Origin of the sequence: Kinneretia sp. DJ1R-11 (genome assembly GCF_025717595.1) — a bacterium.
In the GTDB taxonomy this organism is placed as follows: domain Bacteria; phylum Pseudomonadota; class Gammaproteobacteria; order Burkholderiales; family Burkholderiaceae_C; genus Paucibacter_A.
Genome location: NZ_JAJIRR010000006.1, coordinates 94,442 through 107,815, shown reverse-complemented (window position 1 = coordinate 107,815; position 13,374 = coordinate 94,442). Strand labels below are relative to the sequence as shown.

Genomic DNA, 13,374 nt, shown 5'->3' with positions numbered 1-13,374 from the left:
GCTGTTTTTCGGAATCGCCATGAGCCACTCTCACTCCCACACCCAAACCACCAACCAGATCCAATCGCTGACGCCGACCACGGACGCCGAGCGCCAGAACGCCAAGCCCTGGACCGTCAACGAGGTGGTGGCCCTGTTCGATCTGCCTTTCAACGACCTGCTGTTCAAAGCTCAGCAGGTGCACCGCGAGAACTTCGATGCCAATGCGGTGCAGCTGTCCACGCTGCTGTCCATCAAGACCGGCGGTTGCGAAGAGGATTGCGCCTACTGCCCGCAGTCGGCCCACTTCGACACCGGCCTCAAGGCCGAAAAGCTGATCCCGCTGCAAGAAGTGCTGGAAGCGGCTCGCGCCGCCAAGGCCAACGGCGCCACGCGTTTTTGCATGGGCGCCGCCTGGCGCTCGCCCAAGGAGCGCCATCTGGAAGCCATCGGCGAGATGGTCAAGGAGGTCAAGGCCATGGGTCTGGAGACCTGCCTGACCGCCGGCATGCTCGGTGACGGCCAGGCCGAACAGCTGGCCGAAGCCGGCCTGGACTACTACAACCACAACCTCGACACCTCGCCCGAGTTCTACGGCCAGATCATCACCACCCGCACCTATCAGGACCGCCTGGACACGCTGGACCGTGTGCGCAATGTCGGCCTCAAGGTCTGCTCCGGCGGCATCGTCGGCATGGGTGAAACCCGGCGCCAGCGCGCCGGCCTGATCGTGCAGCTGGCCAATCTGAACCCCTATCCGGAATCGGTGCCCATCAACAACCTGGTGAAGGTCGAAGGCACGCCGCTGGCCGACAAGGGCACGGAGGCGCTCGACCCGTTTGAGTTCATCCGCAGCATCGCCGTGGCCCGCATCACCATGCCGCGCGCCATGGTCCGCCTCTCGGCCGGCCGCGAAGAAATGCCCGAGAGCATGCAAGCCCTGTGCTTCCTGGCCGGCGCCAACAGCATGTTCTACGGCGACAAGCTGCTGACCACCAGCAACCCGCAGGCCGAGAAAGACCGGGCCCTGCTGAACCGCCTGGGCATGCGCTGCGCCAGCGAGGCCAATCTTGCGCCGCAAGAGGCGCCGGCTGGCTGTTCGCACGGCCACTGATGGCGCGGAGCATGGCCATGAGTCTGTGCGCATCGACCTGGCGGCGCATGCTGTGCGCCGCAGTCGGAGCCTTGGCCTTGGGCGCCCAGGCGAAGGCCGGAGAGCTCTTGATCAGTCAGCAGCTGCTTCCGGGCGGTGAGTTGGAGATCCGTTACACGCCTCCCGAGGGCGTGCATGAGCTGAGTTTTTTCGATGCCGCCCGGGACGCTCACAAGCGCTGGCGCGGCGAGATGATGAAGCCGCAAGGCTCATGCACAGAGCTGACGGCGACCGGCATCCGGCTGCGCCAAGAGCCTGACTGCCGCAGCGCCGTGCTGCGCCTGAAGGCGCGCGTTTTGGCGCTGGACGCAACCTACGAAGCGGCTCAGCCGCTCAGCGACTCCAGCGGCGTGCTCGCTTACAGCGGCCATGCAGCAGTCCTGCTCAAGGGCCATGGCTTGCGTTGGCGCTGGCTGCCGCCGCAAGGCGGCATCGTCATCCATCAGGGCCGTGTGGAGCGCGCGCCGGTCGAGCAGAGTGCGAGTGCGGAGCAGGTGGATCGCGTCCTGGCCGGCGCCTCTCGCGATGAAGTCCGCGCTGCTGGTGTGGCCCAGTATGTGTACATGGGAAGTTCCACCGGGCTGATCGCTTTGCCCGGTGTCAATGTCCTGGTCGACCCGGGCCTGGATAACGCACGAGTTGCACGCATCCGCAAAGTGCTCGACTACACCTTGGCCCGTCTGACCCAACTCTATGGTGCGGCCTTGCCCGGGCCGGGCGCGGTGGTCACTGCGGTATCGGACCTGCCTGGTTTTCACGGCGACACCACAGCCGGGCGCATTATGCGCCTGCGCCTGCCACGGACGCTGGAGACCATGCCCGGCACCGCCTTGGAAGGTTTCGTCACGCATGAGGTGGTGCATTGGTGGAACAGCGGGCTGTTCGGCACCGATCAGCAGCGCCCTTGGCTGCATGAGGGCCATGCCGAATGGATGGCTCGCTTGCTCTTGCGCGAGCAGTCGCTTCTGGATGTCGCGGAGCTGCGTGCCGATATCGAGTCGAACCTGAACAACTGCGTGGCCGCCCGCGGTGCACAAGTGGCTGCCGCCATGAAGCCGGGGCGCCAAGGTGACGACGCCTATGCCTGCGGCATGAGTCTGATGTTGCTCGGCCAAGCCCAGCGCACGGCCCGCGACGACAAACCGTCGGCCTTGGCGCAGATGGCGCCGCTGCACAGCAAGGATCGTCCGCTGGACGTGGGCGGCTTTGTGGCCTGGGCCGATGCCGGTTCCGCCGCGGCTTCGATGGCGCAGCTCTTGCAGGACCCGCAGCAGCCTTTTGCCAGCGGACTCTTGACGCGCCTTCAGGCGCTGGGCCTTGCTGATCCCGAACCGGTGCAGCGCAGCGAGCAGCTGCCCTTGGGCATGCGCAGGCAGTCGGCCGCCGCGCTGATGTCCGCCTTGATGCGCAGCGATTGCGGCGGCTCCGTCGGCTTCTGGACTTTGCCCCATGCTTTCAGGCTTGACCCAGCTGTGCAGTGCCGCAGCCTTCGTGTGACTGGCGAGGTTGAGTCCTTGGCAGGGCAGCCGGTGCTGGCCGACCCTGTGGCGGCGTATGCGGCTGTGGCAAAGGCATGTCAGGGCGGGCAACCGATCGCAGTTCGCTATGCAGCGGGCCCGGATACCGAGCTTGCTTGCCCATCGAGCTTGCCGACGCCGCCTATGAATCAAATGATTCGCCTGCGGGTAGACGCTTTGCGTCGACTGGGGCTGTGAGCCCCATGCAATACAAGCCGGACGCATGTCCGGGCCAAGAGGAGACCAAGCCATGTTTAAGAAGATCCTGATCGCCAACCGCGGCGAAATCGCTTGCCGTGTGGCGGCCACTGCGCGCCGCATCGGCGTGAAAACCGTGGCCGTGTATTCCGAGGCCGATGCCCAGGCCCGCCATGTGCAGGCTTGCGACGAGGCGGTGCTTATCGGTGGCCCAGCGCCGCGTGATTCCTACCTGCAGTGGCAGCGCATCATCGACGCCGCCAAGGCCACCGGCGCCGAAGCCGTCCATCCAGGCTATGGCTTTTTGAGCGAGAACGAGGAGTTCGCGCAGGCCTGCGCCGCGCATGGCCTGGTCTTCATCGGCCCGCCGGCCAGCGCCATACAGGCCATGGGCTTGAAGGCTGAGTCCAAGCGCTTGATGGAAGCCGCCGGCGTGCCCCTGGTGCCTGGCTACCACGGCGCCGATCAAGACTCGGCCCTGCTCAAGGCCGAGGCTGTGCGCATCGGTTTTCCCGTATTGATCAAGGCCAGCGCCGGCGGTGGCGGCAAGGGCATGCGGGCCGTGCACAGCGCCGATGAGTTCGATGCCGCGCTGGCTTCGTGCAAGCGCGAGGCCATCAACAGCTTTGGCGACGATGCGGTGCTGATCGAGCGTTATGTGCAACGCCCGCGCCATATCGAGATCCAGGTCTTCGGCGACAACTTCGGCGACTGTGTCTACCTCTTCGAGCGCGATTGCTCGGTCCAGCGCCGTCACCAGAAGGTGTTGGAAGAAGCCCCGGCCCCTGGCATGACGGCCGAGCGCCGCGCCCAGATGGGTGGCGCGGCCGTCGCGGCGGCCAAGGCCGTGGGCTATAGCGGTGCCGGCACGGTGGAGTTTATCTGCGAGCAAGACGGGCGCTTCTACTTCATGGAAATGAACACGCGCCTGCAGGTCGAGCATCCGGTGACGGAAGCGATCACCGGCCAGGATTTGGTCGAATGGCAGCTGCGCGTGGCCTCGGGCGAGCCCTTGCCGCTGAAGCAGGAGCAGCTGACCATGCATGGCCATGCCATCGAAGCGCGCATTTGCGCTGAGAACCCCGAGGCCGGTTTCCTGCCCGCCACCGGCGCTCTGAACGTGGCACGCTGGCCCGAGCATGTGGCTTTTGAGCGCGGCCCGGTGCGGATCGACGCCGGGGTGGGCGAGGGCGATGCCATCAGCCCCTTCTACGATTCCATGGTCGCCAAGCTGATCGTCTGGGGCGAGGACCGAGCCCAGGCCCTGGCCCGCTTGGACGCCGCCTTGCGCGACACCCATATCGTCGGCCTGCAGACCAATGTGGCCTTTCTGCGCCGCTGCGCCGCCACGGCCTCGTTTGCCAGCGCCGATCTGGACACAGCCCTGATCGAGCGCGAGCGCGCGGCTCTGTTCGAGCAGCCGGGCCTGCCGCTGCAGATCAGCGCGGCCGCTGTGGTCGCCCACACCCTGGCCGCCGAGGCGCAGCAACAGGATGCCGACCCTTGGAGCCGTCGCGACGGCTGGCGCTTGTTCGGCGCCTCGGCGCGCCGCTTCGATCTGGAGATCGCCGCACAGCGCCACGCGGTGCTGCTGTCGCGCCACCACCAGGGCGGCATGCAGCTGAGCATCGACGGCGGCGAGGCCCTGGCCTTTGCTGTCAACTCCAGCAGCCTGGAACGCCATGAGCTGCTCTTGGGCTCGGGCCTGGCGCAGCAGCGTGTGCTGGTGAACAGCTATGCCGACGGCGAAACCGTGGCCGTGTTCGCGCCGCAAGGCAGTGCCTACATCACCGAGATTGATGCCCTGGCCCATGCCGGCGACGGCGCCGCCGAAGCGGGACGCCTGACCGCGCCCATGCCCGGTAAACTGGTCAGCTTCCTGGCGGCGGTGGGCGACACGGTCAGCAAGGGCCAGCCGCTGGCGGTGATGGAAGCCATGAAGATGGAGCACACCATCAATGCGCCCAAGGACGGCGTGGTGGCCGAGTTGCTGTTCGCTGTAGGCGACCAGATCGGCGACGGTGCCGAGCTTTTGCGGCTCGAGGCTTGATGCGATAAGGGGCGCGGCGATGTTCGGAGCGCCAGCTGCGGCAATGGGCACTGAACCGTTGTTCGCGAAGAAATTTCAGCACGCAGAGCTCGCAGAGGACCGCAGAGGACGCTGAGACTAGAAATCCAGCTCTCTTCTCCGCGACCTCTGCGGTCCTCCGCGCACTCTGCGTTCGTATTCAAATCTCAGCGAACGACGGCTCTGTTCCGACAGCAGTCTTGCCCAGCAATGAGGAGTTATCAATGAAGCTACCCAATCATGTCACCCTCGTCGATGTCGGCCCGCGTGACGGCCTGCAGAACGAGAAACAGGCGGTTTCCACCGAGGACAAGGCGCAGCTGGTGGCCATGCTGCAGGCAGCGGGCCTGAAGGAAATCGAGGTCACCAGCTTTGTGTCGCCCAAGTGGGTGCCGCAGATGGCGGACAACACGGCGGTGATGGCCGCCATCGCCCGCCAGCCCGGTGTGCGCTATTCGGTGCTGACACCCAATCTCAAGGGCTTTGAGTCGGCCCTGCCCACCCGACCGGATGAGATCGTGGTCTTTGCGGCGGCGTCCGAGGCTTTCAGCCAAAAGAACATCAATTGCAGCATCGCCGAGAGCATCGAGCGTTTCGCGCCGGTGGTCGAAGCCGCGCATGCGGCCGGCATCAAGGTACGAGGCGCCTTGTCCTGCGCAGTGGGCTGCCCTTACGAGGGCGATATCAGCGCCGACCAGGTCGAGCGCGTGGTGCAGCTGATGAAGGGCATTGGCGTCGATCACCTGGGCGTGGCCGACACCATCGGTGTGGGCACGCCGAGGAAGGTCCAGGCAGCCATGGAGCGGGCGCTCAAGCACTACCCTCTGGTCGAGGTCAGTGGACATTTCCACGACACCTACGGCCAGGCCCTGGCCAATATCTACGCCTGCCTGGAGCTGGGCGTTCACCATTTCGACACCAGCGTCGCCGGCCTCGGCGGCTGCCCCTATGCCAAGGGTGCCACCGGCAATGTGGCCAGCGAGGACGTGGTCTTCATGCTGAATGGCTTGGGGATCGACACCGGCATCGACCTCGATCTTCTCGTTGACGCCGGCGCCTTCATCTCGGGCGTGCTGGGCCGACCGCCGGTGTCGCGGGTGGCCCGCGCCTTGCTCGCCAAGCGGCAGGGCTGAGCCCAATCCAGCAGGCGGAGTCGACGACTCAGCACAACTGCGCGCGCAGAAAGGCCAAGGTACGTTGCCAAGCCAACTCTGCGCAGGCCGCATCAAAGACATGGGCGCGGCTGCTGTTGAAGAAGCCGTGGGCGGCCGGGTAGTGGTGGATTTCGGCGCCTGGCGGCAGCTGGGCCACGAAAGCCCGCACGGCCGTGGGCGTGCACCAGTCGTCGATGTCGGCGTAGTGACCCTGGAATGGGATCTTCACATCTTGCGGTGCCGCAAAGTCAGCCGGCGGGATGCCGTAGAAGCAGCTGGCGGCTGACAAGCCCTTCACATGCACGGCGGCAGCCACTGTCAGTGCGCCGCCCATGCAAAAGCCGCTGACCCCGACCTGGGGGCTCCCGCAGGCCTCACGCAGATGTCGCAAGGCGCCGGTCAAGTCCTGGTGGGTGGCGTCGGCAAAGCTCAGGCCGCTCATCAGGTGGCTGGCCTCGTCGGCATCGCTAGCCTGGCGGCCGCGGTAGAGGTCGGGCGCCAAGGTGTGAAAGCCGGCCGCCGCATAGCGGTCGGCGGTGGCGCGGATGTTCTCGTTCAGGCCCCACCATTCCTGCAAAAGGATCAAGCCCGGTGCGTCAGGCCGTGAGGCGGTGGCCAGGTAGGCGGGGCTGTGGGCGCCGTCGGGGCGCTGGAATTCGATCATCTGACCCATGGCAGGTCGCTCCTTCGGTGTCGCGGCCCGCCATGCTGCCACAGACCGCGACTCAAGCCTCGGGCAGCAGCAATTGCAGGCCGATGCCGCGCCCATCCAAGCCATCGCAGAAGCTGAGCTCGGCGTGCATGCGGTCGGCCATGCGCTTGACGATGGCCAGGCCCAGGCCGGTGCCTTGCTCGCTGCTGCCGGGCACGCGGTAGAAACGTTCGAACACGCGTTCGCGCTGCTCGGGCGCAATGCCTCGGCCGTTGTCGCGCACGCGGACCTCCAATGCCGGCCCGAGCCGACTCAGGCTGACCTCGACCTGACCCCCTGGGGCGGTATAGCGGATGGCGTTGTCGATCAGGTTGTCGACGATGGAGCAAAAGCCTTCGTGCTCCAGGCGGAAGGGCAGGCTGTCGGGGGCCTGCAGCGAGATCTCGATGGCACGTGGCCGAGCCAGGCCGGCCAGCAGGGCGACTCGTCCGCGCAGCAGATCGGCGGCATCGACCGGGCTGGCCTCGGGTTCGCTCGGCCCGGCCTCGGCGCGGGCCAGGGTCAGGAGCTGGGCCAGCAGATGGGACACGCGGGCGATACCTTGCTGGAGGGCGCCGGCGGCCTCGTGGCGAGCGGGTCCTTCGGCTTCGCTGAGCAAGAGATGAGCCTGGGCATTGACGGCGGCCAGGGGCGTGCGCAGCTCATGGGCGGCGTCGGCCAAGAATCGGCGCTCCAGCTCTAGGCGCTGGGCCTCGTGCGCCAGCAGATCATTGAGTTCGCGCAGCACCGGCGCGGTCTCGGCGTACAGGCGATCCACCTGCACCGGCGCCGTGTCGCCAGCCCGACGTTTGGCGATGCGCTGGGCGAGCTGCGCCAGCGGCCTCAGGCCGAAGCGCACACTCAGCCAGATGACCAGGCCGTGCCAGAGAAAAACGCCCAGCTGCGACTTCAGAACCAGCCAGAGCAGGGGCAGCACCGCGCTCAGCGGGGTTTCTAGGGGTTCGGCGATCAAGAGCACACGGCCCATGCCCTGGCCCGGATCCGAGCGCTGCACCATCCAGCGCGGCGCCTCGCCCGGGCCCGGTGCTGCGTCCAGGCGCGTGGTCGGCGCATTGGCGCTGCGATACAGCAGCCGGCCTTGCTGGTCCCAGAGCTGGTAGACGGAGCGCAAGCCCTTGGCGACGTCTCCCTCCAGACCCAGCAAGGCCATCACGGCATCCTCGGTGCTGTCCATGCGGGCTTGCAGTTCGGCCTCCGGGCTGAGCGCGGCGCCGGCCAGCACCGTCGCCATGCGCTGCAGCCGGGCGTTCACCTCGGCCTCGCCCCAGGCCACGCCGCGCCAGGTCAGCAGCGCGGCCAGGGCCAGCCAGGCCAGCACCAGAGCCAGGGCCTGCCAGGCGATCAGGCGCTGGATCAGTGAGGGGTAGCGTTTCACCGCGGCCTGTACATGTGTGTTCTTGCTCGCCATGGCCACCTTCATGCACTCGGCACATCGAGCACATAACCGACACCGCGCACGGTGCCGATCAGCTCGTTGCCCAGCTTCTTGCGCAGCTTGTAGACATGGACATCGGTGGCATTGCTGTCCAGGGTGTCGGCGAGCTGGTGGCGGGCATCGATCTGGGCCCGGGTCAGCACCCGTCCCGGCTCGGCCGCCAGGGACAGGAGGATGTCGTACTCGCGCGCCGACAGCATCACTTCCTGGTCGTTCAGCAGCACGCGGCGGCGCGCGGTGTCGATGGACAGGGGGCCGAGCTGCCATTGATTGCTGGCCTGGCCGCTGTGGCGGCGCAGCAGTGCGCGCACGCGCGAGAGCAGCTCTTCCATGGCGAAGGGTTTGCCCAAGTAGTCATCGGCGCCAGCGTCCAGGCCCAGTACGCGCTCGCCGACGCTGTCGCGTGCGGTCAGCAGCATCACTGGCGTTTGCCGGCCAAGCTGGCGGAACCAGGCCAGCAGGTCCAGGCCCAGCTCGTCGGGCAGGCCGATGTCCAGCAGCAGCAGCGCGAAATCCATCTCGCCGAGAAAGCGGCGAGCATCGCCGCCGTTGCGCAGCCAGACGACCTGGTGGCCGGCCATGCTCAGCACGCGTTGCAAGGAGTTGCCCAGGGGCAGATCGTCTTCGACAAGCAGGATGTTGGCCATGTGCGGGAGGGCTGGCGCGTGAGTCCGGAGTTAGGCGTTGGCGGCGGATTCTAGGGCGGGTCTCTGGCAGGGCTGTGGCCTGCCTGGAGCGGGTCTTCATCCAGGCTTCATCTGAGTTTCATCCGGGTTTACTCGCGCCCGGCTGCGGTGCATTCGCCTGCCGCTGCTGGCGGGCCGCACCGTTCACAGGGCCTTCATGCGCCCGGTTTCAAACTGGCCGCTTGATTCACAACATCGAGATCACTCCATGAGTACAGCCCTATTCGCGCGGCGCCTCTGTGCCGTCGCAGCCTGCCTGTGGGCGGCGTTGCCATGCGGGGCGCAGGCACCCCAAGCGCCCGCCACGACCTTCGCCGTGCCCGCGGTACAGAGCCAGCGCTTGCCGGCCTTCAGCAAGTTGCAGCTGGACGGCGCGATGGACCTGCAGCTCATGGCCCATGGTGAGGCCGTGCTGGAGCTGCCAAGCGGCGGCGTGCGTGCCTGGGTGGACTGTGAAACCCTGCACCTGATGTCGCCGGTCAGCGGCACCGTCGCGAGCGAGCTGGGCTTGAGCGCGCGGCCGCGCGTGCGCCTGCAGCAGCCTGCCGAGCAGTTGCAATCGATCGAGCTGCGTGGCTCCAGCCAGGTGCAGATCGGTACCCTGCAGGCAGGCCGCTTGAAGCTGTTGCTGAGTGGCTCCGGTGGCTTGCGGGTGGAGCGGGTCGAGGTAGGCCATCTTGACCTGCTGGTGCACGGATCGGGTTCGCTGCAGCTGGGCCAGGTGCAGGCGCGGCGCCTGGCCATCAACCTCACGGGTTCAGGCAGCGTGCAAGTCGGTGCTTTGCAGAGCGAGCAGCTGGAAGCCAGGCTGCGTGCCTCCGGCGGGGTCAGCATCGAGGCGGGCCGGTCGCGCGAGCAGGAATGGCTGCTTTCCGGCAGTGGCGATGTGCGGGCTGCTGGCCTGCAAGGCGAACGGGTCAAGCTGCGTGGTTTTGGCAGTGGCGATGCTGATCTCGGCGCCATGGAGCAATTGCAACTCAGCATTTACGGCTCGGGCGACGTCAGCTATGCCGGACAACCGGCCTTGCAGCTCTGGATGTCTGGCTCGGGCTCGGTGCGGGCCCGGGGCGAAGCCAAGCAGGGCCAGACGCTGCTGGCGCGACCCTGAGTGAGGTGCGCCGCGACGGCCCTGCAGGCCCCCAGCGTGCGCTGCGCGCCCGTGCTCTCGCGGCCTTCATGGCCGCTTCATGCACCTCGGCCGACACTGATTTTGCGTTCCCGAGATGAGCGTCTCCTTGAATGAATCCATGACTGCGAAGCTGAACACCATGAAACTCACACACCACTTCAACGGGCTGATGGCCTTGATCCTGTGCAGCGCAGGCTACGCACAAGCCCAGCCTCCGGCCCCCGCACCGGACGGTCAGACCATGCGTTGGGGCGCAGTCCTCATCAGCCTGCCCAAGTACCCCGGTGCTGATCGCCAGCAGCTGTTCGCCGCGCCCTTGATTGAGGCGCGCTTCGGCGAGCATTTCTTTGCCAGCACTCTGCAAGGATTGGGCGCTGACTGGCGGCCGGCCGATGGCCTGAGCCTGAGTGCCGCCTTGGTGCTGGACAGCCATTGGCGGCGCCGCAAGGACCTGCCCGCCGCCTGGGCCAGCCTGGATGAAGTCAAGTTCGCGCCGGCCCTGCGTTTGGCAGCGCAGTGGCAGGTCGGGCGGTTCAGCGTGGAGCTCAGCAGCAGCTCTCGCCTGGGGACGCTGAGCCGCGGCGCGGCTGGCAGCAAGAACAAGAAGGGTGGGCACAGTGTGCAGCTCGATGCCAGCTATGGCTTGTTGGCCACGCCTGGCTTGGCCTTGGCCGCCGGCGTCAGCGTCGAGGCCATGGATGCCCGCCTGGGCCAGGCCTTGTTCGGCGTCGATGCGAGCCAGGCCGCCAGCAGCAAGCTGCGCGTACACAGTGTCCGTGCGGGTGTGGCCAGCGCCGGTGTATTTGCCCAGGCTCAGGTGCCGCTGGACAGCGACTGGACTTTCAGTGCCCGCATGGGCTTGAATAGCTTGCGCGGCGATGCCGGCAACAGCCCCTTGGTCCAGAAGCGCCGCCAGCCAACGCTGGCGATGAGCTTCAGCCGCGCTTTCTGAGCCCGGTGCTCAGGGCAAGGCCTGACCCCGCGCACAGACAAACAGCCGGTACCAATCCTCGCGGCTGAGTTGCACCTGAGTCGCGGCACCGCAGGCCCGGATGCGCTCGGGCTGGCTGCTGCCGATCACGGGCTGTATGCCGGCCGGGTGCCTCAGCAGCCATGCCAGGACGATGCTTTCGGGTGCCACCTGGTGCTGGTCGGCCAGTTCGCGCACCAGGGCGGTGCCGGCCTGAGCGATGCGATCGTCGGCCGCTGCCGCGCCACTGAAGCGACCCTGGGCCAGTGGGCTCCAGGCTTGCAGCTGCACGCCCTCGGCCTGGCAATGCTGCAAGGTGCCGGCCCAGGGCAGGGCGGCGCCACTTTGGCCATCATTGAAGCTGGCATCCTGGGCCAGCCAGTCCAGCTTGCCCAGGCTCATTTCCAGCTGGTTGGCGACCAGAGGCTGGTCCAGCGCTTGTTGCAGCCAACGCATCTGGTTGGCCTGCATATTCGACACACCGAAATGGCGCACCTGGCCGCGGCTCTGCAGCAGGCGGAAGGCCTCGGCAATTTCCTCGGGCTCCATCAGCGGGTCCGGCCGGTGCAAGAGCAGCAAGTCGAGGTACTCGGTGCCCAGGCGTTCCAGGCTGCCCTGCACCGAGGCAATGATGTGAGCGGCCGAGAGGTCATAACGCCCCGGGCCCGCGTCATCGGAAAAGCGGATGCCGCACTTGCTTTGCAAGATGATGCCGTCGCGCATCGAAGGCTGGCGGCGCAGCAGGGCGCCGAAGCAGCGTTCGGCACGGCCGCGTTTGTAGATGTCGGCATGGTCGAAGACCGTGATGCCGATGGACTGTGCCGCTTCTAGCGCCGCATGGGCTTGGGCGATGTCGGCCTCGCCGATGTCCTGGGCGTCCCAGGGGCCGCCCAGGCTCATACAGCCCAGGACCAGGCGGCTGCTGCCGGGCAGAAAATGGTTCAGCGGGAGAGGCGTGGGCTTCATGGTTCAGCGATGCGAATAGATGCGAGGTGGAATGGGCCACTGACTGTACGGAAGCCGGGCGCGCAGGAGACGTTCGGGTCAAACTCAGTTGCGATTCAAGATCTTGGGCACGGCATTGGGCCGCAGACGGAAGGCGTCCGGCATGCCCGAGCCCAGCAAAGGGCGCAGGTAGAGCCGGAAGGCGTCGGTGATGTTGGTGCCGCAGGCGCTGATGAACTCGTCTTCCATCACCCGGGTCTTGCCTGCCACATCGGCCAGGGGCAGCAGCTCGTAGTCCACCGAGTAAGTGCCCGTGCGTTTGATGGCCACCGAGCCCGATGTGCGGCCGCCGGCGCCGTGGAAGGCGAACTGCACGGCCTTCTCGCCGACCTCGCGCGCCTCGCGCTGGTCCACGTCCGAGACGCAGCCGATGAAGCTGCGCTGCAGGTAGCCAAAGGTATCGCCGCGCACGCGCTTGATGCCCAAGCGGCTCTTGATTTCCTCGCACAGCAGATCGGCCAGGGCGCCATTGCCCGAGAGCTGCACATTGCCGTGGGCATCGCGCTCCAAGTCCTTGGCCAGCTGCGCGGCGATGGGCTGGCCGCTGGCATCGTGAATGCCCTCCGACACGGCGATCACGCAGCGACCGTAGCGATCAAACACAGCCTTCACATCGGCCAGGAATCGCTCCAGCTCGAACACCCGTTCGGGCAGGTAGATCAGGTGCGGGCCGTCGTCGGGGAATTTCTTGCCCAAGGCCGCGGCGGCGGTCAGGAATCCGGCATGGCGGCCCATGACCACGCCGACGTAGACGCCGGGCAGGGCGGCGTTGTCAAGGTTGGCGCCGGCAAATGCCTGAGCCACGAAGCGCGCGGCGGAAGGAAAGCCGGGCGTGTGGTCGTTCAGCACCAGGTCGTTGTCAATCGTCTTGGGGATGTGGATGCAGCGCAGCGGGTAGTTCGCGGCGGCCGCTTCCTCGCTGATGATGCGGGTGCTGTCCGAGGAGTCGTTGCCGCCGATGTTGAAGAAGTGCGTGATGCCATGGGCCTGCAGCACCTGGAAGATCTTGTGGCAGTAGGCGGCATCGGGTTTGTCGCGGGTAGAGCCCAGGGCCGAGGAGGGCGTCTGTGCCACCAGCTCCAGGTTGTGGCTGGTTTCCTGGGCCAGGTCGACAAAGTCTTCGGTGAGGATGCCGCGCACGCCGTGGCGGGCGCCGTAGATGGCGCTCACGCCGGCCTGGCGGCGGGCTTCCAGCACCACGCCGACCATGGACTGATTGATGACGGCAGTCGGGCCGCCGCCCTGGGTGACGAGGATCTTGCAGGGGCTCATGTGGTGCTCCAGTGACGGTGGCGGGCGGCGACCGCAGCCCGGCCATGGGGCCCGATTGTGCGGCAGTCGGGGCCAGGTTTTCGCGGCCTTGTGGCC

At 66.9% G+C, this 13,374-nt stretch carries 11 protein-coding genes; 6 read left to right on the top strand and 5 right to left on the bottom strand.

Going from position 1 to position 13,374, the window contains the following annotated elements:
- The first annotated feature begins 19 nt into the window (after nucleotides 1-19).
- The 4 genes from bioB (at nucleotide 20) to LNV23_RS12215 (ending at nucleotide 6,048) form a co-directional block, all read left to right on the top strand.
- A complete protein-coding gene (gene bioB / locus LNV23_RS12230; RefSeq protein ID WP_263563225.1) occupies nucleotides 20-1,093 on the top strand; it encodes a biotin synthase BioB in 1,074 nt (357 codons plus the stop codon).
- 17 nt (nucleotides 1,094-1,110) lie between these two features.
- Complete coding sequence (locus LNV23_RS12225) at nucleotides 1,111-2,847, top strand: hypothetical protein (RefSeq protein WP_263563224.1); 1,737 nt, start codon at nucleotides 1,111-1,113, stop codon at nucleotides 2,845-2,847.
- Nucleotides 2,848-2,899: 52 nt separating this feature from the next.
- Nucleotides 2,900-4,897 carry an acetyl-CoA carboxylase biotin carboxylase subunit gene (locus tag LNV23_RS12220; RefSeq protein ID WP_263563223.1) on the top strand — a complete coding sequence of 666 codons (1,998 nt, stop codon included), beginning with the start codon at nucleotides 2,900-2,902 and terminating at the stop codon, nucleotides 4,895-4,897.
- Nucleotides 4,898-5,139: 242 nt separating this feature from the next.
- Nucleotides 5,140-6,048 (top strand): hydroxymethylglutaryl-CoA lyase, encoded by a 909-nt coding sequence (locus tag LNV23_RS12215; RefSeq protein ID WP_263563222.1) that lies wholly within the window; start codon nucleotides 5,140-5,142, stop codon nucleotides 6,046-6,048.
- A gap of 28 nt (nucleotides 6,049-6,076) precedes the next feature.
- Here LNV23_RS12215 and LNV23_RS12210 read toward each other — a convergent pair whose 3' ends face one another.
- Genes LNV23_RS12210 through LNV23_RS12200 form a run of 3 tightly spaced genes read right to left on the bottom strand, consistent with a single transcriptional unit; the run spans nucleotide 6,077 to nucleotide 8,863 of the window.
- Complete coding sequence (locus LNV23_RS12210; protein WP_263563221.1) at nucleotides 6,077-6,742, bottom strand: dienelactone hydrolase family protein; 666 nt, start codon at nucleotides 6,740-6,742, stop codon at nucleotides 6,077-6,079.
- 52 nt (nucleotides 6,743-6,794) lie between these two features.
- Nucleotides 6,795-8,189, bottom strand: coding sequence for a sensor histidine kinase (locus LNV23_RS12205; protein WP_263563220.1), 1,395 nt, complete (start codon nucleotides 8,187-8,189; stop codon nucleotides 6,795-6,797).
- A gap of 8 nt (nucleotides 8,190-8,197) precedes the next feature.
- A complete protein-coding gene (locus LNV23_RS12200; RefSeq protein WP_263563219.1) occupies nucleotides 8,198-8,863 on the bottom strand; it encodes a response regulator transcription factor in 666 nt (221 codons plus the stop codon).
- 247 nt (nucleotides 8,864-9,110) lie between these two features.
- Here LNV23_RS12200 and LNV23_RS12195 point away from each other — a divergent pair, with 247 nt between their 5' ends.
- Both LNV23_RS12195 and LNV23_RS12190 read left to right on the top strand, forming a co-directional pair.
- Nucleotides 9,111-10,010 (top strand): GIN domain-containing protein, encoded by a 900-nt coding sequence (locus LNV23_RS12195; RefSeq protein ID WP_263563218.1) that lies wholly within the window; start codon nucleotides 9,111-9,113, stop codon nucleotides 10,008-10,010.
- A 160-nt stretch (nucleotides 10,011-10,170) separates the two neighbouring features.
- Nucleotides 10,171-10,983 (top strand): MipA/OmpV family protein, encoded by an 813-nt coding sequence (locus LNV23_RS12190; RefSeq protein WP_263563217.1) that lies wholly within the window; start codon nucleotides 10,171-10,173, stop codon nucleotides 10,981-10,983.
- A gap of 9 nt (nucleotides 10,984-10,992) precedes the next feature.
- Here LNV23_RS12190 and LNV23_RS12185 read toward each other — a convergent pair whose 3' ends face one another.
- Together LNV23_RS12185 and LNV23_RS12180 are read right to left on the bottom strand one after the other, a co-directional pair.
- Nucleotides 10,993-11,967, bottom strand: a complete 975-nt coding sequence (locus LNV23_RS12185) for an aldo/keto reductase (RefSeq protein ID WP_263563216.1) — start codon at nucleotides 11,965-11,967, stop codon at nucleotides 10,993-10,995.
- 84 nt (nucleotides 11,968-12,051) lie between these two features.
- Nucleotides 12,052-13,278, bottom strand: a complete 1,227-nt coding sequence (locus LNV23_RS12180; RefSeq protein WP_263563215.1) for a 6-phosphofructokinase — start codon at nucleotides 13,276-13,278, stop codon at nucleotides 12,052-12,054.
- Nucleotides 13,279-13,374: the final 96 nt, after the last annotated feature.

Excerpts from the sequence above, each read along its gene's own strand:
- bioB (WP_263563225.1), top strand. The coding sequence starts at position 20 with ATGAGCCACTCTCACTCCCACACCCAAACCACCAACCAGATCCAATCG.
- LNV23_RS12225 (WP_263563224.1), top strand. The coding sequence starts at position 1,111 with ATGAGTCTGTGCGCATCGACCTGGCGGCGCATGCTGTGCGCCGCAGTC.
- LNV23_RS12220 (WP_263563223.1), top strand. The coding sequence starts at position 2,900 with ATGTTTAAGAAGATCCTGATCGCCAACCGCGGCGAAATCGCTTGCCGT.
- LNV23_RS12215 (WP_263563222.1), top strand. The coding sequence starts at position 5,140 with ATGAAGCTACCCAATCATGTCACCCTCGTCGATGTCGGCCCGCGTGAC.
- LNV23_RS12210 (WP_263563221.1), bottom strand. The coding sequence starts at position 6,742 with ATGGGTCAGATGATCGAATTCCAGCGCCCCGACGGCGCCCACAGCCCC.
- LNV23_RS12205 (WP_263563220.1), bottom strand. The coding sequence starts at position 8,189 with ATGGCGAGCAAGAACACACATGTACAGGCCGCGGTGAAACGCTACCCC.
- LNV23_RS12200 (WP_263563219.1), bottom strand. The coding sequence starts at position 8,863 with ATGGCCAACATCCTGCTTGTCGAAGACGATCTGCCCCTGGGCAACTCC.
- LNV23_RS12195 (WP_263563218.1), top strand. The coding sequence starts at position 9,111 with ATGAGTACAGCCCTATTCGCGCGGCGCCTCTGTGCCGTCGCAGCCTGC.
- LNV23_RS12190 (WP_263563217.1), top strand. The coding sequence starts at position 10,171 with ATGAAACTCACACACCACTTCAACGGGCTGATGGCCTTGATCCTGTGC.
- LNV23_RS12185 (WP_263563216.1), bottom strand. The coding sequence starts at position 11,967 with ATGAAGCCCACGCCTCTCCCGCTGAACCATTTTCTGCCCGGCAGCAGC.
- LNV23_RS12180 (WP_263563215.1), bottom strand. The coding sequence starts at position 13,278 with ATGAGCCCCTGCAAGATCCTCGTCACCCAGGGCGGCGGCCCGACTGCC.